The sequence below is a fragment of the Dyadobacter bucti genome (assembly GCF_005869225.1).
Taxonomy (GTDB): Bacteria; Bacteroidota; Bacteroidia; order Cytophagales; family Spirosomataceae; genus Dyadobacter; species Dyadobacter bucti.
On the sequence record NZ_SWFP01000002.1, the window covers coordinates 1,197,173 to 1,216,434 of the forward strand.

16 protein-coding genes are annotated in these 19,262 nt (G+C 48.6%); 3 read left to right on the forward strand and 13 right to left on the reverse strand.

All coding sequences use genetic code 11. The annotated features are described in order from the left end of the window. The first annotated feature begins 5 nt into the window (after positions 1-5). The gene (locus FBF61_RS09745; protein ID WP_138476998.1) at positions 6-254 is read left to right on the forward strand and encodes a helix-turn-helix domain-containing protein; all 249 of its coding nucleotides are present in this window, start codon (positions 6-8) and stop codon (positions 252-254) included. 4 nt (positions 255-258) lie between these two features. On the opposite strand, the gene FBF61_RS34890 is transcribed toward FBF61_RS09745, so the two are convergent. The 5 genes from FBF61_RS34890 to FBF61_RS09765 are packed head-to-tail and all read right to left on the reverse strand — an operon-like array spanning position 259 to position 5,358. Continuing rightward, on the reverse strand, positions 259-387 hold the full coding sequence (locus tag FBF61_RS34890) for a response regulator transcription factor (protein ID WP_229214984.1): 129 nt from the start codon (positions 385-387) through the stop codon (positions 259-261). A gap of 17 nt (positions 388-404) precedes the next feature. Continuing rightward, complete coding sequence (locus tag FBF61_RS09750; protein WP_205748253.1) at positions 405-893, reverse strand: response regulator; 489 nt, start codon at positions 891-893, stop codon at positions 405-407. 51 nt (positions 894-944) lie between these two features. Further along, on the reverse strand, positions 945-3,965 hold the full coding sequence (locus FBF61_RS09755) for a ligand-binding sensor domain-containing protein (protein WP_138476999.1): 3,021 nt from the start codon (positions 3,963-3,965) through the stop codon (positions 945-947). Between the two features lie 49 nt (positions 3,966-4,014). Further along, positions 4,015-4,398 carry a response regulator gene (locus FBF61_RS09760; RefSeq protein WP_138477000.1) on the reverse strand — a complete coding sequence of 128 codons (384 nt, stop codon included), beginning with the start codon at positions 4,396-4,398 and terminating at the stop codon, positions 4,015-4,017. A gap of 21 nt (positions 4,399-4,419) precedes the next feature. Further along, on the reverse strand, positions 4,420-5,358 hold the full coding sequence (locus FBF61_RS09765; RefSeq protein WP_166444484.1) for a PAS domain-containing protein: 939 nt from the start codon (positions 5,356-5,358) through the stop codon (positions 4,420-4,422). A gap of 446 nt (positions 5,359-5,804) precedes the next feature. On the opposite strand from FBF61_RS09765, the gene FBF61_RS35795 reads away from it, so the two are divergent. Together FBF61_RS35795 and FBF61_RS09770 are read left to right on the forward strand one after the other, a co-directional pair. Continuing rightward, the gene (locus tag FBF61_RS35795) at positions 5,805-6,593 is read left to right on the forward strand and encodes a carboxypeptidase-like regulatory domain-containing protein (protein ID WP_510185888.1); all 789 of its coding nucleotides are present in this window, start codon (positions 5,805-5,807) and stop codon (positions 6,591-6,593) included. A 127-nt stretch (positions 6,594-6,720) separates the two neighbouring features. Beyond that, entirely contained in the window at positions 6,721-9,015 is a 2,295-nt protein-coding gene (locus tag FBF61_RS09770; protein ID WP_510185889.1) for a TonB-dependent receptor, read from the forward strand. 193 nt (positions 9,016-9,208) lie between these two features. Here FBF61_RS09770 and FBF61_RS09775 read toward each other — a convergent pair whose 3' ends face one another. The 8 genes from FBF61_RS09775 to FBF61_RS09810 all read right to left on the reverse strand — a co-directional run bounded on the left by FBF61_RS09775 (position 9,209) and on the right by FBF61_RS09810 (position 19,076). Next, positions 9,209-9,850, reverse strand: a complete 642-nt coding sequence (locus FBF61_RS09775; protein ID WP_166444485.1) for an outer membrane beta-barrel protein — start codon at positions 9,848-9,850, stop codon at positions 9,209-9,211. 64 nt (positions 9,851-9,914) lie between these two features. Continuing rightward, complete coding sequence (locus FBF61_RS09780) at positions 9,915-12,248, reverse strand: TonB-dependent receptor (protein ID WP_138477003.1); 2,334 nt, start codon at positions 12,246-12,248, stop codon at positions 9,915-9,917. Beyond that, positions 12,245-13,120, reverse strand: coding sequence for a DUF4249 domain-containing protein (locus FBF61_RS09785; RefSeq protein WP_229214985.1), 876 nt, complete (start codon positions 13,118-13,120; stop codon positions 12,245-12,247). The genes FBF61_RS09780 and FBF61_RS09785 overlap by 4 nt, the downstream gene beginning before the upstream one ends. A gap of 242 nt (positions 13,121-13,362) precedes the next feature. Then, complete coding sequence (locus FBF61_RS09790) at positions 13,363-14,934, reverse strand: ThuA domain-containing protein (protein WP_166444487.1); 1,572 nt, start codon at positions 14,932-14,934, stop codon at positions 13,363-13,365. A gap of 179 nt (positions 14,935-15,113) precedes the next feature. After that, complete coding sequence (locus FBF61_RS09795; RefSeq protein WP_166444488.1) at positions 15,114-16,151, reverse strand: glycosyltransferase family 9 protein; 1,038 nt, start codon at positions 16,149-16,151, stop codon at positions 15,114-15,116. A gap of 52 nt (positions 16,152-16,203) precedes the next feature. Then, positions 16,204-16,785, reverse strand: a complete 582-nt coding sequence (locus FBF61_RS09800; protein ID WP_138477007.1) for a D-glycero-alpha-D-manno-heptose-1,7-bisphosphate 7-phosphatase — start codon at positions 16,783-16,785, stop codon at positions 16,204-16,206. Continuing rightward, a complete protein-coding gene (locus FBF61_RS09805) occupies positions 16,772-18,097 on the reverse strand; it encodes a glycosyltransferase (RefSeq protein WP_138477008.1) in 1,326 nt (441 codons plus the stop codon). Before FBF61_RS09805 ends, FBF61_RS09800 begins: the two co-directional genes overlap by 14 nt. After that, a complete protein-coding gene (locus FBF61_RS09810; protein ID WP_138477009.1) occupies positions 18,069-19,076 on the reverse strand; it encodes a glycosyltransferase in 1,008 nt (335 codons plus the stop codon). The genes FBF61_RS09805 and FBF61_RS09810 overlap by 29 nt, the downstream gene beginning before the upstream one ends. Positions 19,077-19,262 lie beyond the last annotated feature (186 nt).

A 19,262-nucleotide genomic window follows, 5' to 3' on the forward strand; every position in this document is an offset into this window, starting at 1 on the left:
AACGCATGGCGATTGTTGTAAACCTGGATGTGATGATGGCCAGACGCAAAATTTCACTGAACGAACTATCTGAAAGGGTCGATATCACCCTTTCCAATTTGTCCATACTAAAGACCGGAAAAGCCAAAGCCATCCGATTTTCGACCTTGGAAGCAATCTGCAGAACACTCGACTGTCAGCCCGGCGATATTCTTGAATACCGGCCGGATACAGACAGCTCTGCGCCTGATCTCGGAACTCATCCGGTCACGTGACATGCTACACAATCCTGTTCTTCAGAGCGGTCGCCACGGCTTCGGAAGCATTGTGTACATGCAGTTTCTGGTAGATCTTTTTAATGTGGTTATTGACAGTAAATGGCGAAATGTTCAGTTCGGCAGCGATCATTTTATGGCTCAGGCCCTTTACCAGTTGACCGAGAATCTCAATTTCTCTGTCCGATAAATTAAAAACTGATTGATTTCATCAGCCGGTTTTTCGCGAAAGAATTGCAAGACCTTTCTGGCGATGGACGCTGTCATCGGAGAACCGCCATTGACAACTTCGTGAATGCCCTCAATTAATTTGTCAGGCTTTGTTTTTTTCAAAATATAGCCGTGCGCCCCTGCCAGAATACTGTCGAAGATCTTTTCATTGTCCTCGAAAACTGTCTGCATGATGATATGAGTTGCCGGAAAATGCCGCTGCACCAACTTCACGCCTTCGATCCCATCCACCTCCGGCATATCGATATCCATTAAAACTACATCCGGAACGCTGTGATGTAAACGTTCTACCAGATTGCGGCAATTTGCGTAGTCGCCAACGCATTCCAGTTCCGGGTCCAGACTGAGCAATAAACGCAACGCAGCGCGTCGTTCGGTGTGGTCGTCAAAAATTGCAACTTTAATCATAATACCAAAATTACCGGATACATCCTGGCTCGCAATAGCTCAAACAGGCTATCAGACCGGAAACTCGAGCACAGTACTACTACCCTGCCCCGGCTCCGATTTCAATGTCAGGTTTCCTTTTAATGTTTTCGCCCTGTTCTGCATGTTCACAATACCATTTCCCGGCTTTTTTACCGACCTGTCAAAACCCCGGCCATCATCTCGGATGGATAATCTGAGGCCCACCGGCGAACGGGCGATCTCGATCCACACATGTTGCCCCTGAGCATGCCTGACAATGTTATTAAGTGCTTCTTTGTAAATGAGATAAAAGTCTTTGCGCTTTTCCATATCCATTTTTAAAGTCCGTACCGACTCGTCGTCGGTGAAATGCAGCACATAATTTTTTGCCTCAAAAAGCTGCACCGCATGTTCACGCATCCGGTTAATGATATTTACAAACTGGTCGTTCTCGGCATGGGTACTCCAGATGATATCGCTCATCGCCTCCATCGCCTGCTCGGAGTTCTCACTAATCTTTTCCAGCAATATTTGGGGGTTGGCGCTGGCATCTTTCAATTGGGCCGAAGCAACTTTTGAATAAATCGAAATGGTACTCAGCGAAGATCCGATCTCGTCGTGCAGGTCGCGGGAAATGCGGTTTCGCAGCTGCTGTAACCGCATGATCTGCTGTAACCTGTATTGATAAATACCATACAAAACCGCAGACACCAGCCCAACCAATAAAATATAAAAATACCAGGTCTTCCAGAACGGGGCGATAATATCGACGGTCAGTAAGGTCTGCTCCGCGCCCCATTGAATTCCGTCCAGACTTGCTTGTGCCAGAAAAGTGTAATGTCCCGGGTCGAGGTTGGTATACGTCGCGTCATGGCTGGTAGCTGTGACGACCCAGTCATCTTCCAGCCCATCGAGCCGGTAGCGGTAGTGTATCCGCCCGGTACCGCTGTAATCGGCTGCCGCGAAAGTCAGGCCGATCATGTTCTGGTTGTGTTTCAGTTCAATGTTCCTGATATAGGAAATATCTGCCGTGCGCGGGGTTCCTGATTTTTTGAGGTCAGGGGGCTTATTAAATAGTGTAAAATTTGTGAGAAAAACCCGGGGCGGACGTATGGAGCGGATTTGTTCGGGCAGGAAATAGTTGATGCCGTTGATCCCTCCGAAATAGAGCGTATCGTTCCATTTTGCGAAAGCGTATCGGTTAAACTCATTGTCCTGCAACCCGTCGCGGGCTGTAAAATTTCGAAAAACCTTTCTTTTTGGATCAAAATAGGCAATTCCTTTGTTGGTGCTCATCCACAAATTCCCGGCTTTGTCAGCAAGTATTCCATACACAGTGTTATTCGGCAGGCCTTCCTGCATTGTAAAATGATCGAACCTCCCTGTGCTTTTATCCAGCCTGTTCAGCCCGCCGCCCATTGTCCCGATCCAAAGGTACCGGTCCGGCTGTTCGGGATCCGCGCAGAGCGACAGGAGAAAATGATGGCTCAACGACTGGTCATCCCCCGGGATACCCGAAAAAGAACGCCATTTTCCTGAAAACGGATCGAAGTGCAGCAACCCCGCCACCGTCGCCAGCCATAAACCCCCGTCTTTATCCTGTAAAATCTGGTTTACGAAAGTATACCTCCCCACGCCCGGCTTCCGGGGGAGAGGATGCAAACGCAGGTGCGCGTCGCGCGTGTCGAGCTGCACGAGCATGCTGTCGCTTCCTGCCCAGAGCTGTTCATTTTGACCCAGATACAACGGATAAAGCCCTGTCTGTTGAAAAAAGACAGCTTTCGATACCTTACCGGAAAGATCAATTTTCAAGATACCATTGGAGGAGTTGAGCCAAAGCTGGTCTTTTCCGGCCCGGGTGGCGCTTCGGTTAAAATCTGACCGCCAATCAGGAAAAATACCTCCTTCCTGATTTTCATAGATCCCTGTGCCCGTCCGCAGCAGGTACCGGCCATTGACCAGCAGCCTGTTACCGCCGAGAGGCAGGATCTGATAGGTGTTATTTCCTTTTGAAATATGATGAAAATAATCCCTCGCCGGGTGGTACTTCAATAAACCGAAACCACCGGTCGGCATCCAGATCACGCCTCCCGGATCGGTGTAATGGTTTGCAGAATTCTCCACAAAACGCAGCAGGGCGGGATCCGCCGTCACTTCCTGCCGCGTTTCCGAAATCATGTGAATGCGGATGAATTTCCCCTTGTCTTCAATCCATAAAAATCCTTCCTTATCGACCGTCTTGACGACGATCCTCTGATCGGACCGGTAAATTTCCCTGGCATTTTTGAAATCGTAGTCCTCAAATTTCACTACTGAAAATTCCGTAAGAAGCAGGTATGAACGGCTCAATGTATCCTCCAAAAACTTCGGCATAAAGCCGTCACGTGCGCGGGCCATCCGGTAAACTGTCCGGAGCTTGAAACGGCCGTTGTCCTGGTTATCGGGCAAAAACTGAAAGATGCGGTCTTTGCCCACTACAAATGTCGCATTCCGCGCATTCAGTACATTAGGTTGGTCTTCAAAGAAACGGGCATCCTGCGGCAGCGATGCAATCTGCTGAAAACCATAATTGTCCGCAGCGCCCTCCGATCCGATCCGCAGCCTGTCCAAACCTCCCGAAGTACAAAGCCAGATATTCCCGAAACGGTCTTCACTGATCTCCCTAACCTGCTTCCCCGACGGACCGTCGCCGGGTTTGGCCGGAAAATGCACAAACCGCCCCGCCTGCCGGTCGAACAGTTCGAGACCCTGGTAAGCCGTACCCACCCATAACCTGCCTTTTGAATCTTCAAAAACACTCCTTATCGCATCGTCGGCAAGGGAAGCCGGGTCGGAAGGTTTGTGCCGGTAAACTGTGAATGTATATCCGTCATACCGGTTCAGCCCGTCATTGGTCCCGAACCACATTAATCCTTTCCGGTCCTGGATCACGCTCGTTACATATCCCTGTGACAGCCCGTCGTTAACGGTTAATGTCTCAAAACGCAGTTGCTGGGGAGCCTGAGCCTCCACATTCGCACACAACAATATCAGCGACAGACTGAAATAACAAATATGGAGCAGAGGCGGCATTACTGGTTTTTAATCAGAAAATAACATCACCTAAAATAGAATTACTTCCTCAATTTAAAAGCATGTTCAGCGTATTTATCAATGCATCCGTGATATTTCCTTCTTTGGAAATAAAAAAATCGGCCCCCGCCTCTGCCATTTGCCCGATTGTTGAAGAATCACTTTTACTGGACATTGCGATGATCTTCGTATCAGGCCAGTCGTTCTTCAGGATCAAAGCCGTTTCAAAGCCATCCATAATGGGCATTTCGATATCAAGGATAACTACACAGGGCGCTTTTCCGGCTTCGCGGATTTTCGACAAGCAGTCCTGGCCATCTGTCGCTTCAAATACAACGGATAAATTATTTTTGATCAAAAGAAAACTTACATAGGCGCGAACCACAGGGCTGTCGTCCACCACCGCGATGGTCTTATCATTAAGGGTATGCATATAAGAATAGTAAAGGCTAACTCACACGGACAGGTCTTTGATATTTTGGTTAAACTCGTTTGCAAGCTGCAATACCAGTTTGAGCAGCTCTTTCGTCTCTGATTGGGTGTCGGGATTACTGATCATCAGTTCAATCACATTTAACATTCTCGACAGCGGTGCCCGGATAGCGTGCGAGTCTGACAAAGCTATTTCCCTGATCATCGCGTTTTTCCTTCTTATATTCTGAAGGTGGTCCTCATATTCTGAAATATTACGCAGCGACCCGACTGCCCTGTAAACCTTGCCAGATTGGTCCCGGAGAAAAATAATAAAGCAATCCACAGTGGCCAGGTTTCCATCGGCTTTGTGCAGGCGAAACTCGGAAAAGACCGTCTTCACATGGACAGACCGCATCCCTTCTTCTATTTCAGCCCATACTCTTTTTTTGTCCGGCAGATAAATCCTGTTATAAAATTCATAGCTATTGCCTTGAACGGACCTGTAACCGAAATGATGTGAGAAGCTGCTTGTCCATACCAGGTTATCTTCGAAAACATCCCAGTCGAAAATGGCCTCGCCGATTGCATGCATAAGCACACTATCACGCTCCTCAGCGCGTTGTAGCCGGCTTGTCACCGATACCAAATCTGTGATGTCCTGCGAGATGAGCACAATTCCGTTGATAGCAGGGTCCAGCGACGAGTCACTGGCCGTTGGGCGCATCCAGCGCCAGTTACCAACATCATCACTTAAACGGTATGGAGCAAACTGCACCTGCTTTCTGCCTGTTACAGATGAGAAAGAGTCCACAAATTGTGCTAAGTCATCAGGATGGATCCGGTCAAACGCGCTTTGCCCCAGATACCGTGACAAGTCGGTTCCGAGAATTTGCCTATACCTGTCGTTCAAAAAGAGATAATTTCCTTCGGGATCTACAACAGATATAAGGTCCGTAGCCTGGTTAACCAGTGCTAGCAAACAATTTTGGCAGGCCATTGGCGGGTTTTCGTTTACGAGATGGCGCATGCTGGTGCGGAGCCAATACCCCTCCGACCGAGGGCAAAAGAGGAGGTGTAAAAGAGAATGGGGTATGTAAAGGTGTTTTTCATACAATACGCTGAGTTAGTCCTGATTCAACAAAACTAACACTTCATGCAGCGCACCGTCAATAGCTTAAACAAGCTATTGCATATATCCGGGATCCGGTTTAAGGCACAACCAGTCGACGGCAGGGCTCCGGGCCTGGCTGCCGGGTGCAGGATCTATCCGGGCAGGCATAGCTATCATTGCCCCCTTTACTATTTGCTCAAAATCGAATGTTACCTCCGCTTTCCAATTATATAACATCTTGGTAACATCTTGATAACATCTTAGATGGGTAGATCCTCTTTTTTTGCGAAAGTTTTTCAAATATCAACATGCTCATGAATAAGAGATTTTTACTTCCTATTTACCTGACATTGCTTTTTTGCTTTGGCAACATCATAATTGTCAGGGCACAAACTACGCAGGCATCGATTTCCGGAACCGTAACCGATGACCAAAACGCGGAACTGGCCGACGCAACGGTCCAGGTCAAGAACGAATCGACAGGCTTTACAACCGGGAGTGTTACCAACGCAAAAGGCGAATATGCATTCAAAGAGCTCCCGCTGGGCGGCCCGTATACGGTTACAGCCTCTTACGTAGGTTTCGGAGAACAGAAACTCACGGGCTATCTGCTTCACCAGGGCGATGCGATCAAGGTTAAAATGAAAATGAAAGAAGCCGGCCAGACACTCGAAGTAGTAAGTGTTGTAGCGTCGGGTATCAAGAACAAAATAGAAAACCTGGGTGCTTCCACAGCCATTTCGGCCCGGGACATCACCCGTCTGCCTGTAAACGGACGGAACTTTACGTCATTGATGGACCTTTCACCGTTGAGCCGGGGAGGCAACATTTCCGGTCAGCTGGGCTCTTCAACAGGTTACACCATCGACGGGATGAATGCAAAAAACCCTACTTCCGCCGGTGCCACGACAAGCCGGAGCGGCGCTCCCTACTCAATTTCCATCGAGGCTGTACGCGAGTTTCAGGTGGTAACAAACCAGTACGACGTCACTTACGGGCGCAGTGGCGGCGGTACGATCAGTGCGGTAACGAAATCGGGTACCAACCAGCTCAGCGGCAGCGCATTTAACTACACGCGCCGACTGGTTATCGAGCCCGTATGATATTCGCGGCAATAAGATCAATAACAAATTCGCTACCAACCAGTTCGGCTTTTCTCTGGGCGGTCCGATACTGAAAGACAAGCTGCATTTCTTCGTAGCATGGGACCATCAGCAGGACAGCCGCCCATTGATCATCGCCGACATTCTCAGCCCGGTTGACGAAAACCGTTTCAATGTAACCCGCACTACGCTCGATAGGTTTGTAGAGATCGGCCGCAGCAAATACGGCATGGATAATACGCCGCAGTTTGGAACATTCGACAAAAAACGTGGTTCGGACGCGGCATTTCTCCGTCTCGACTGGCAATTGAACAACAGGAACCTTCTGACGATCCGAAACAACTACACCAACGACCGCAACAAGCTGGGCCTGGCGGACAACACGACGATCAACGCCTACGAGTCTTACGGAAACGACTTTAACCAGGATAACAGCCTGCTCGCATCGCTCCGTTCGACACTCAATTCGAAAGTTACCAACGAGCTGAAAGTGCAGCATTTGTTTGTCAAACAAAAAAGTGCCCCCGGCGACCAGCTGCCTTCTGCCAACATCCCGAGGGCGATCGTGGAGAACGTCAACTCTGTATTGAGCGACGGCAACTCACGTTCTACCAATATTCAGATGGGAGGCCACCGTTTCGCGCAGGAGCGTTTTACCAACAATGTGCTTCAATTGGTTGATAACCTGTATTATAACACCGACAAGGTAGAATATACTTTCGGTGCGGACATCATGATGACCCGTTCGCATTCGACTTACGGATCGGAAGTAAACGGTCGTTTCCACTACAATGTGGACGCTGCTGCAGGTAAAACTGCCCTCGACCAGTTCAATGAACTGAAACCTTACCGCTACTACCGCGAAGTGCCTCTGATGGACGACTGGTCGGTAAAAGGGACGATCTGGAACGCAGGCATTTATGGTCAGCTGAAAACTACACTGGCAACCGGTCTGGATGTCGTTGCCGGCCTGCGCCTCGATTACGCGCATTATCCTAGCTCTCCTCTGAACCAGACTCTGTACGACGCATTGCAAATCCGCACCGACAACAAGATCAAGTCATTCGTAGTGCAGCCCCGTGTTCAGTTCACCTGGGATGTGAATGACAAGCACACCGACATTTTCCGTCTCGGCGGTGGTGTGTTTGCGTCAGACATCAACAACTATATAGTGATCAACAACCTTACATTTGACGGAAAGCACCTTGCTACCGTCGATGTACGAAGCCCGAACATCCCTGCCCCGGACTTTGCAGCATACCGCGCCAACTACAACAGCATTCCGACGCTGGCTCAATTCCAAGTGCCGACGATCAACACCAACGGTTCAGATGCGCGCGTGCCTATTATGTACAAGGCCAACATTTCCTACAACAAATACCTGACCGACAAACTGAAAGTAGGCGTCGCAGGTTACATGACCCTGGGGCGCAACAATTATATGTATGTGGACAGGAACATGGTTGACCAGCCGTTCTTCCGACTGGCAAATGAGGGCAACCGCGGCGTTTTCGTGCCGGGAGGCGACGATATGCCAACGAATGGTGCGGGTGACTGGCTGAAAGGACGGAAAGCCACACAATTCGGTCGCGTACTGGAATTGAACAGTGAAGGCAAGGTCAACTCTTTCTCTTTTGTGGCTGACGTGAAGTACCAATACTTCCGCGACGGAGAGATCACTTTGAGCTATACTTACAACGATGTGAAGGATAATACGTCATTCAACGGTAACGTGGCCAACAGTGCAACGCTTTCCCTGCCCGTCAGAGACGATCCTCGTAACCTGAGCCTGATGTCGTATTCCGACAACCAATTCCGTAACAAAGTAGTATTCTATGGATCGGCACCAAGCTTCTGGGGCATCAGCGTGGGGGTTCGCTACTCGGGGATCGGTGGAACACGTTACACCCTGCTCTCAGGCGGTAACACGAATGGCGATTTCGTAGCCGGACAGAACGACCTCGCGTTCGTCTTCGACAGAAACGACCCGAACGTACCTGAAAACGTAAGAAAAGGTCTTCAGGCTATCTTAGACAACCCGGATGCAAGTCAAAGCATTAAAGATTACATCACGAAGAACTCAGGCAAGATCGCTGAAAGAAACGGGGGTACCAATGCTTTCTACGGCGTATTCGACATTCGCGCATCAAAACGCATCAGGATCGCCGGTACGCACGCCATTGAGGTCTCCGCCGACATTTTCAACTTTGCCAACTTCTTAAACAAGGAATGGGGCCGCAACAAGTCGCTCGGTACACAAGCGCTCTACGCATTGGGTATCCCTGCCGCAAACGGACAAGCTGCGGTACCTGCGTTCGACAGAACAAAGAACGAGTTTGTATACCGTGTGAACACAGCTGGTGTGGTTACACCTTCGGGTAACCCTTACCAGGTACAGATCGGGCTGAGGTACAGCTTCTAAGCTCCGGCTTATTTCAATAAAATTATCAAAAAATCCCGGCCGTACAGCAGCCGGGATTTTTTGATTTAGGTCGCCTTCGACAAAGCATTTGCGAAATTCTACCGGCAGCGGTCGAAGCGCAAATGCAAGATATTCATCGAGTTAGGCGTGCCGGAAATTGTTTGCAAATGCAATATTTCAAGGGCTTTTTAACCTACTTAATAAATACCGAAAGACCCAGCCGGTATTTAAGGATTTCATTGGAATCAATGATTCCGGAATTGTTATCGAAACGGGTATTGTAAAGCGCATCTAAACCAATATGCCTGCTGATGCGAAAATGCAAGCCAAATGCACCGGATAAAGCAAAATTTCGAGAATTGACTGAAGCTTTTACACCGTCCGTGTACTCCTTACCCCATTGAAAATTATATCCGGAAGAGAGCTGCACAAATGGTTTCAACCTGAATCTTAAAAGGTAATAGCGGGAATAAATTTCAGGAAGAGCCGAATAGAACTCATATTCAGGAATCGCAACAGACGCCGGCGTACCTGACTTAAGTGTCTGGGATCCTTTGCCCATCGATAACTGGAGCCCGACCACCAAATGATGAGCCACCAAATAGCCTGCTTGGGGTGTCAGCGACCAGTTCCTACCAGAATGTTGAAAACCATTGGTACCAGATGTAGAAGCATTCAGGGCCAAAGTGAAGCTGCCTTTTTTCAACTCTTTACGGGATGGTCTGTCAGAAAGGTCTGTTGGGGTACTCTTTGCCAAATCTCCCTGTGCATGCAAATGGCCATGTAATACGAGGATAAAAAAGCAAACAATGAGTGTATAGGCTACCTGTTTCATGGAAAACATTGAATTAGATAAAAATGAAAGTAGGTTTCTTTTTTGCATTTATTAGATCATGTTGCTAGAATTTCAATGTATAGCCTATATAAGGTAACACCGGAAGAAATGAAACCTGCTTTATTCCAATTTCTGTTGGCTTGAAATCACTGTTACTCCGCTGGATCTTCAGATCAAGATATAATGGGTTATTTCTGTTATAGGCATTGTACAATCCTATGCTTAGCTCAGCTTTGCGTTTACGGGCGGTGGTTAAAGATCTGACTGCACCAATATCCAGTCTGTGGAAGCTGGGCATTCTTCCATTATTCCGGTTATTGTATATAAACTTTGGGGCAGAACCATTCCCGGTAAGTACGGCAGCCTCGGGCAATGTGACGGTATGTCCCGTTTGATAAACAAAAGTGGTATTGAGGGTCCATTTTTTGCCGATCATATATCCGGCTGTCAGCGACAGATTGTGCCTTCTGTCGTATTTCATCGGATACCAGCTGTCCTCATTTATTCCTGCAAATTTCCTTTCAGATTTGGACAAGGTGTAAGCAAAAGACCCTTTGAATCTGCCCATATTTTTACCGATCATCAATTCCATACCTTTTCCCCGTCCGATACCATTTTTTATAACAATAGCATCCCAGGAATCGGCAAGCAGTCCGGTAAAATTAGTGCCATCAGGATAGTCTATGAGGTTTTTCATCCTTTTGGTATATACCTCGAGAGACAACTCCCAGCCTGAGACGGGAAAAGTTTTGTATAATCCTACCGATAATTGATCGGCCCTTGACGGAGCCACCTTGTCCGTAGAGGGTAGCCATGCGTCATAACCAAATCCAAAGCCGTTGTTGGTAAGCAGATGAAGGTATTGATTCATCACAGAGTAACCTGCTTTCAGCGACCAGTTGCCCGGAAGGGACCAGTTTATTCCCAGTCGCGGTTCGGGGTTATAGAATGCACGGCCACTGACTTTGTAAAGACTATAACGTAAGCCGGTATTAAGCCGGATCTGTGGAGTTAGAGCAATATCCCCGTCAACATAAAACTCCAGCTGATATGCAGGAAGCTGCCCTTCTTTGGTATTATCAAACAAACCATTATAGTTGCTTTTTGTAACAAACGGACTGAAGGAATGCCGTGTAGCGTCCAGACCGAATTTTACACTCAACTGATTCGCAGGAAAATAATCAAACTGAATTTTACCTCCCCAATCGGTTACACCTGCATTGGTATTGCGATAAAAACTAGATTGTTCATTTACATCTTTATCTTCGACGTTATTAGTGAATTCACTGGTATATTTCGAATAGAGCAGGGCAAATCTTGCGAAAAGTTTTTGAGAAAAAACCTTGTTGTATCTAACCGTTGCCGTGGTATTGCCCCAATTGTTCCCAACGGCTGATTCCGTCTCTTTTCCATTATTGGTATTCCATTCTGCATATTTGAATCGGTCATAGCCATTGTAAATACTGGCATACACCTGATCCGTTTTATTGATCTGATAATTAAATTTTGCGTTCAGGTCATAAAAACGATAAACACGGTCCTCTCCTGTGCCGGAGCCGGGCCTCTTGCGTAAACTGAGCAAGGAAGTAAGCCCCAATGTAGAAACCCTTCCGGAGATGATGAACGAAGCCTTGTTTTTAATAATGGGCCCCTCCAGTGTAAGTTTCTGGTTGAGCAGGCCCAGTCCGACCTCTCCGCCAAATTTCTGGTTATTCCCATCTTTCATGGTAAGATCGATGACAGATGCAAGTCTTCCGCCGTACCGGGCAGGGAATGCCCCCTTATAGAGATCCACCGATTTTAAAGAATTTGGATTGAAAACCGAAAAAAATCCGCCCAGATGCATCACATTGTAAACAGGTACTTCATCAAGCAGGATCAGGTTTTGGTCCGGAGTTCCACCCCGAATATATAAGCCTGCACTTCCTTCGGTCCCAGTGGAAACACCAGGTGTGAAGCTTAATGCTTTTAAAACATCGACTTCGCCGAGTAACGCCGGCATCGCTTTAATTCTCTCGATAGGAATTGACAAACTCCCGATTGGAGAACCCAGGACTTTGTTTTCCCTGACATATATCTCATTCAGGTTATTGGCCTGGGACAATTTTATCTCCAACGGAAAACTAAGCTTTGAAAGGTTTTTCAGGTACACCGGCAGATAACCGACATAGCCGACTTTGAGATAATGATCCGGTGAGGGCACTTCAATGCTAAAAAAGCCATATGCATTGGTATGCACGCCGGTCCCCGAAATGCTGTCGCCCACAGAAGCCCCGATAAGCAATTCTCCGCTCATAGCATCACGTACCGTCCCGCTTATCGTCAGTTTTTGAGAAAAGGTACGCTGCCCGATTAAAGTAAACAACACAGCAAATACAAAGGTCCATGGCTGGGTCATGGCAGGTCTATGGTCTTTTCGTTGGAGGCAAAAATAAGTCCGTAGCCATTTTTGACATTGGTCAATGCCTTCTGCGGAGGAAGTACCAGATGATCAACACCCTCAGGTTGCTTACTTTCTATTTTCGAATGCTCAAAAAAATCTTTCGAAATGACGCCAACGCGTGCAGTTACTTTCAAGGCGCGGTTAGTATAGTTGTAACCGGATCCAATTTCCACATAAAACTTCAGTGGAATGGCAGGTGCAGGCAAACATTGATTCGACATTAAAAAAACACGGCTTTGAGGATAAATATAGGCCTTTACAATGTTATTGTATTTGGGTTTCTCTACTTCTATTCCCCAGGTATGGCAATCCTCTTCGCTGGCAGGTATATTGTCCGCCGAAGCATAGGGATAGCTGGAAATTGTATCGTTCGCGTAGTAACTTGTCAGTTTGATGCTAAAGTGCCGGTCCATCAGGGCGTCCTCTTTTGTGAAATATAAACTGATCAGATCTTGTGGGGTTTGATGATTCATTTGACCAACAACATCACGTGTTCTTATCGCAGTCATACCAGGTAATTCCAAAGGGACGGTGACAGGAGCCGACTCGGCAGTGGGTAAAGAAGGTGCCGATACCTGCACGAAATAAGCTGCACCCGCCTGTATCAGGCTGTCGGATGTATAAAACCCTGCCTCTTTCCCGGAATGCAGAAGCGTTAAATATGCTTTCCCGTTTTTATACAACACAACGGTAGCATTGTTAACGGTGACATCGGCCGGAATTTTTCCGACAGGGTTAAAGGTTTTTGTCACTTGTATTCTGACCGGGGAATTTGCCTGAAGTTTGCCCCATAAGACGAGCTTGTCACCGGAATAAGGGATTTTCATATCCAGCTCCTGTTCTTTACAACCGACGAGAAACATAATTATCAGAAAAAGAAGGTATTTCATCGTCATAGTCAGAGATACTTAAAGCAAGAGCCATATACATGTTGAAAATATGCTTGTATATAGCGTTGGCTTCCTTTCACATACTTACATACTCAGTAACCTGAGAATGTAAATAACAAAAATGGTTAGTCAGGAGAAAAGACGAGTTCTACAATTTACTACTGGTGACTTGATATTTCCTATTCCTGATCCAAACGGTTCAGCAGATAATCTACCGAATTGAACATGATGTTTTTGAAGCTCTCAATTTCCCAGTCGCCCCAATGTCCGAGAGAGGTATAGACAGCCTTTCCGTACTTATTTTTATTTACCCAAAATACAGGCTCCGCCGGCTGGCCGGAAATTGTCCCCAGAAGAAGGACTTGTGCATTTTCGGATCTTAGCGGGCGGTTTTTATAAAGCCAGTTCGGGCTGGTAAAACCCTTGGGATTAACACCTTTCAGAAGCATGCTTTTTTCCATTCCGGGCACCGGGACAACCACTGTACCTTGTCCGACGTGGCCATGATGCCCCTGGTAATTCCCGCCCAGGACCTCCTTGTCAAATTCCGGCCAGCCGGCCAGGGAAGTTTCGCCGGGGGCAATTCCCTTTGGATCGAAGGCATGGCTGGCTGTTCTGATGCCCAGAACCGGTTTTCCGCTCTCCACATACTGTTTGAGAGCCGCCATTTTCTCAGGCTCCAACGCCCTGCGACGGGCAAAAACCACTGCGAGGTCAGCGTCCTCCAATATCTGAAGATTTTCGATGTTGTGCGCACCCTCCATAACCGGTTCCCCGACGGCGAATTCGCAGTTTACATTCTTTTTCAGCAAAAGTTCATGGGCAAATTCAGGAAGACGCTGGTCGGCCCGGTATTCCCCTTCGGCCATGATAAAAGCCACTACAGGTCTTTTATCGTCACCAAACCGGAACTGTTTCTTGAGGGTAAGATCGGAGGAAACCATCGTTGGGCAGACATATTTTTCGATGTATTCGCTCATCAGGCTGTTACCGGTAAAATGCGACACCCGGGGTTCGGAAGCCGGGTCGTACATCGTATCGGTCATGTCGCGCATTAGGACCACATTCATGCCAAGCCGTTTCATGTTCCTCAGTCCAAAGCTTCGCCCGATCACGCACATGTTGGTATGCACGCCGGTGAGGATAACATTTTTTATACCTTTTCTGACAAACAAACTCCCGATCTCAATGCCCGAATCGGAAATAGAGTCACCTTCCGAAATCCCGATCGTACTGATTTGCCTGGTCCAGACCTCTTCATTTTCACGTGCGTCTCCCGGTGAAGGTGTACAGCCGCCATTGGAGATTTCAAACGGCCATTTTGCCGCCGATTCGCTTTCCAGGAAAACCTCGCTGATCTTTTTCGCGACATTCTTATCCTTGTGTTTTTGGGCAAGCTTCCGTCCCGGATGATTTTCGTAAAATTTCATGGTGCTGCTGGGAGCATGTACAATCAGCATTCCCTTGTCACGGGCGATCTTGACGACAGCGTCCAAACGCGGTGCCATTTCCGCCACGCGGTTGGTGGCCTCGATACACCAGTGCCGGTCCCACATGTCGCATATAATAATAGCCGTTTCCGCAGCTTTCCACTCCTCTTTGCTGTTGAGCAGCACCCACGCCCCCTTGTCCAGGTCCGATTCCACCCTTTTCTGGAGCGAAACGCTTACTTTGCCGTCCCCTACCTGGGCTGCAGCATATTCAAGGTTTAAAACCAGCAGCACCATGGTTACTACAGGTATCGTCAACATTCGAATGACAGGTTTTCTCATAAGGTAAAGCAGTTGGAAAGCGGCGTATCGTCAGGAATTTGAACAACATGTGAACAGACCCATAATTTCCATACTTTCAACCTATTATCATTGAAAATATGGAAATTTTATCGATTCAGTCTGGGTTTCCGACACAAAATGCCAGCGATCGCAGATATCTACCCGTAAGTTTCCCGAAAAAGACGATCAGAAAGATGAGCAATCCATTTTCCGACCGCCAGCAAGACCTGTTTCGGATGGGGATAGGGTACTTTGCCTTGATAAAGTTTCCCGTTTACATAGCCGATAATCGTGTTGGAACTTTTTAATCCCGCAGGGACCGAAAAGGGGAGTATCTGATGCGGACTTTGCCAGGGAGTGTGCTGAGGATTGGTTTGGGCGTACAAAACCACCGCCGGTGTTTGCCTGGCGGCTGCAATATGAATGGTCGCGGTATTAACCGAAACCACACAGCTGGCATGATCGATCAGGCAAATGAATTCTCCGATACTGAAGTTACCGGCTACTGCCAATGCGCCCTGCCCGATCCCGTCTGCGATGCGTCCGGCAAGGTCACTTTCGCTCGTCGAACCTGTTACCAGCAACGGCAATCGGTATTTTTGAGCAAGCAGTTTGCCGGCGGCGATCCAGAGATCAGCAGGGTACTCCCGCTTTACCTCCGAAACACCGGGATGCAGGATGATGTACGGAGTACGCGGATCGACACCGAGCCGACCGAGCTCGTCCTGAACATTTTCCTGGTCACCATCTTTGATCCGAAGCTTTAACCGCTCGTCGGCTGGACGCGCGCCCAGACTGAAAACGAGGTCGAGATCGCGACGAACCTGGTGCAAAATATGGTCATAGGGTTCCCTGTCCGGTATCCAGCGGTTGATCAGATCGTACGGGTTTTCCCGCGCGTAGGCAACGCGTACTGGCACACCTGCCATTGAAAGCAACATTGCCGCCGGTAACGAACTCTGGCTGTAAACAGTAAAGATGACCGCCGCCTCAAAATTCCTGCTTCTGATATCTTCCACCAGAGACATCAATGCCCCGGCACTTTCCCCGCTTGTCCTGACCCACGGTAAATCTGCAACGATAACATCATCAACGCATTCCAAATAGGGCGCTATCAGCGAACCAGCACTCGAGGTAAGCAAAGTGATCCGGCAGCCAAACGTCTCTTTCAACGCCCTGAACGCGGGTGAGGACATGATGACATCACCCATATTATCGGCTCTGACACACAATATATTGGAGTAATGTTCAGCTATCACGGGCCAGGGTTCGGGAAGTAATGTAGTCGGTTGCATCCAGAAACTCGCGGGTAGTATAAACGGGAGTCCGGTATGGCCCCCCGGCCCACTCGGTTTCATTGCCATTGTTGATCAGAATTGTCTGACAGCCAGCCCGGTTGCCGGCTTCCACATCATGAAGGATATCACCGATCATCCAGGATGCGCCGAGGTCAATATGCAGCTCTTGCGCAGCCCTGAAAAGCATTCCCGGCTCCGGCTTGCGGCATTCACATGCATTCGTTTCAGAAGCAGGCAGGTGCGGGCAATAGTAGAAGCCTGAGAGCAATACCCCGTTTGCAACAAACTGATCTTCGAAATACCGTATCAGCACATCCAGCTCACTCCCGGAAAAAAGCCCCATGGAAATGCCAGGCTGGTTGGAAACGATAACGAGTTTGTAACCGTCACCCTGCAAGGTTCTCAGCCCCTCAAAAACATCCGTCTCAAAGGTTACCTGCGCGGGATCGACATTGTACGGCACGTCCCTTATGAGCGTGCCGTCCTTATCGAGAAACACAACCTTATCAAGCTGTTTGTCAATTTCTAGCATATACCGTGGCATTTGACTGGCTGTATTTCAAACGTATCGTATTTTTCCTTTTCAGCTTCAGCAAATACGCTGGTTGCAGGTATTTCTCTGCTGTAACCTTGGCGTAAAGGCGGTCGGCTTCACTGGCAACAAATTCCCAGGTGAAAAACTGGTTGACCCTCCTGATCGCATTGCTGCAAAGCATCCCGTATTTTTCCGGGCATGCAATACCTTGTCTGATCGCGGCTGCCAGGGCCTGGGGGTCATGTGGCGGGACAAGAAAACCAGTCTCTCCGTCCTTCACAGTATATTTGATCCCTCCGACGTCCGACCCGATCACCGGTGTGCCGCATGCCATTGCTTCGAGCGGGGTTATGCCAAACGGTTCGTACCAGGGCGTTGAGATAAAAAAATCAGCCGCCTGATAATAAAATTTGAGCTGCTCCCGGTCACGCCGTCCGGTAAATTCCACCGACATGGCGACACCCGCCTCTTCTGCAACCGAACGGAGCCTTATAAACTCCGTATCATGTTCAAAATCTGGTTTATCGGCAGGTCCGCCCACCACCAGCAGCTTGATCCGCGGAATGTCTCTGAGATAGCGCAGCGAGCGAATGACATTATCGATCCCTTTGCGAGGAACGATCCTGCCCAGTTGCAGCAAGAGCAGATCGTCGTCCGGAAGCCCGAGCCTGGCACGTGCGTGTTGTTTGGGATGCGGATAAAACTCCCGGGAACTGAAACCGCATGGTATGACGGTGATTTTTGACGGGTCGGCGCCATAATACTCCATCAGATCCTGCTGATCCTGAGGACACTCGGCAATGATATGATCAGCGTCACCTACGATCATCTGCTCAATATCCAGCCTGGCCGGCGGGAAGGCGTCCTGCTCCTTCTGGTGGATCATCCTGATCTTCCCCAGAGCATGAAAAGTAATCACATAAGGTATTTTCAACAGCTTTTTGATATTCGACGCGACCAGGCCTGACATAAAAAAATTGGCGTGGATCAGATCATACCTTATTCCGGAGTCTCCGATAAATGCCAGCATACTTGCCGCAAATTCATCCATGTGCGCCAGCAAACACTCTTTAGGAAGATTTGCTGCGGGGCCTGCGGCTACGTTTATGACCCTGATACCGGGCAGCCAGTTGACAATCTGTGTAAGCTCCGGCGTATCTTTTCTTGTGAAAATATCAATGGCATAGCCCAGTCTGGCGAGCGACTTGCAGATCTCCGCAACATATACATTTTGGCCACCACTGTCCACGCCGCCCAATACTGCCAGAGGCGAAGCGTGTTCACTGATGAATGCTATTTTCCTTTTCATGGTTGTGGAAATTAATTTGAATGATCTGGTGGAAAAGGTTTTTCCAATCCTCTGTAAACCTGGCTATATTGAATTTTTCAAGGGCCAGCTGCCTCCCGCCCTCTCCAACCTGTCTCGCAAGCGTAGGATCTGTTATGAGCTTGTTCATGCTGTCGACCAGTTTTTCAATATTGGTATCGATGAAGCCTGAAATTCCGTCTTTGATCACGGTGGCATATTCGGTTGTAGCCAGGGCAACCACCGGCATACCGGCCATCATGGCTTCACATACCGCCAGGCCAAAGCTCGTGTAGCGGATCGGATTGAAGAAAAAGCGGTAGCGACTGGTAAATTCGGGCAGCTGCGGATTAAGCACCTCTCCCAGCCCGCCCGATCCGGAAGTGCCCATCCCGACAAGATCCAGCGGAACATATTTCCGGACTTCCTCAAATACGTCCCAGCCCGTAATCCGGCCCCGTTGCTGAATGTGGTTGATCACCACAATACCTCTCGGAATGTCGCCCTTGTAAGTAACCTCCGGAATGCTCACGCCGTGTTCAATCACGCGTACGTGCGGCAGCCCGTTATTGTCCCACATGAGTTTGTTAAAATGGGTCACATGCACCAGCGTCACTGCCGGGTCCGTCACGACGTGGCGGGTATTGGTAGGATGGCGCTCGGGGGTATTGTGCTCCACGTAGACGCTGGGCAGCTGTTGCTGCCAGTCGGCCAGTACCTCGTGCCGGTCGGTCAGATAGTTGCGTTCCGACTGGAACAGGATACAATCGAAATCCATGTTCCTTACTTCGGCCGCCGGGACTTCAATGACATTGCCGCCAAAGGGAAATGTCGCTCCCCGGCCGTAATATCCTTCGGTTTTTTCCTCATTCACCGGGATGTAAATGTCGTAGTCGCCTTGTGAAAGATAGTACAGATAGCTGCCGTGGATATGCCAGGTGAAAATTTTAAGCCGGTCTTTTCCGGTAGTAATTTTATTCATATCGTTGATGCGTTTGCTTGGAACAGACGCGCCTCTGGTAAAAAATAGTGCCAATCGTCGGGAAACGCTTCCCTGGTTCTGAGGAGTTTATGAGGATCACTGGCAAAATCGGGGCTCACGACTCTGAAAAAGACTTTTAGTTTCATCAGCCGTTTTCTTATGCATGGAAGAATATCCCCATGTTGA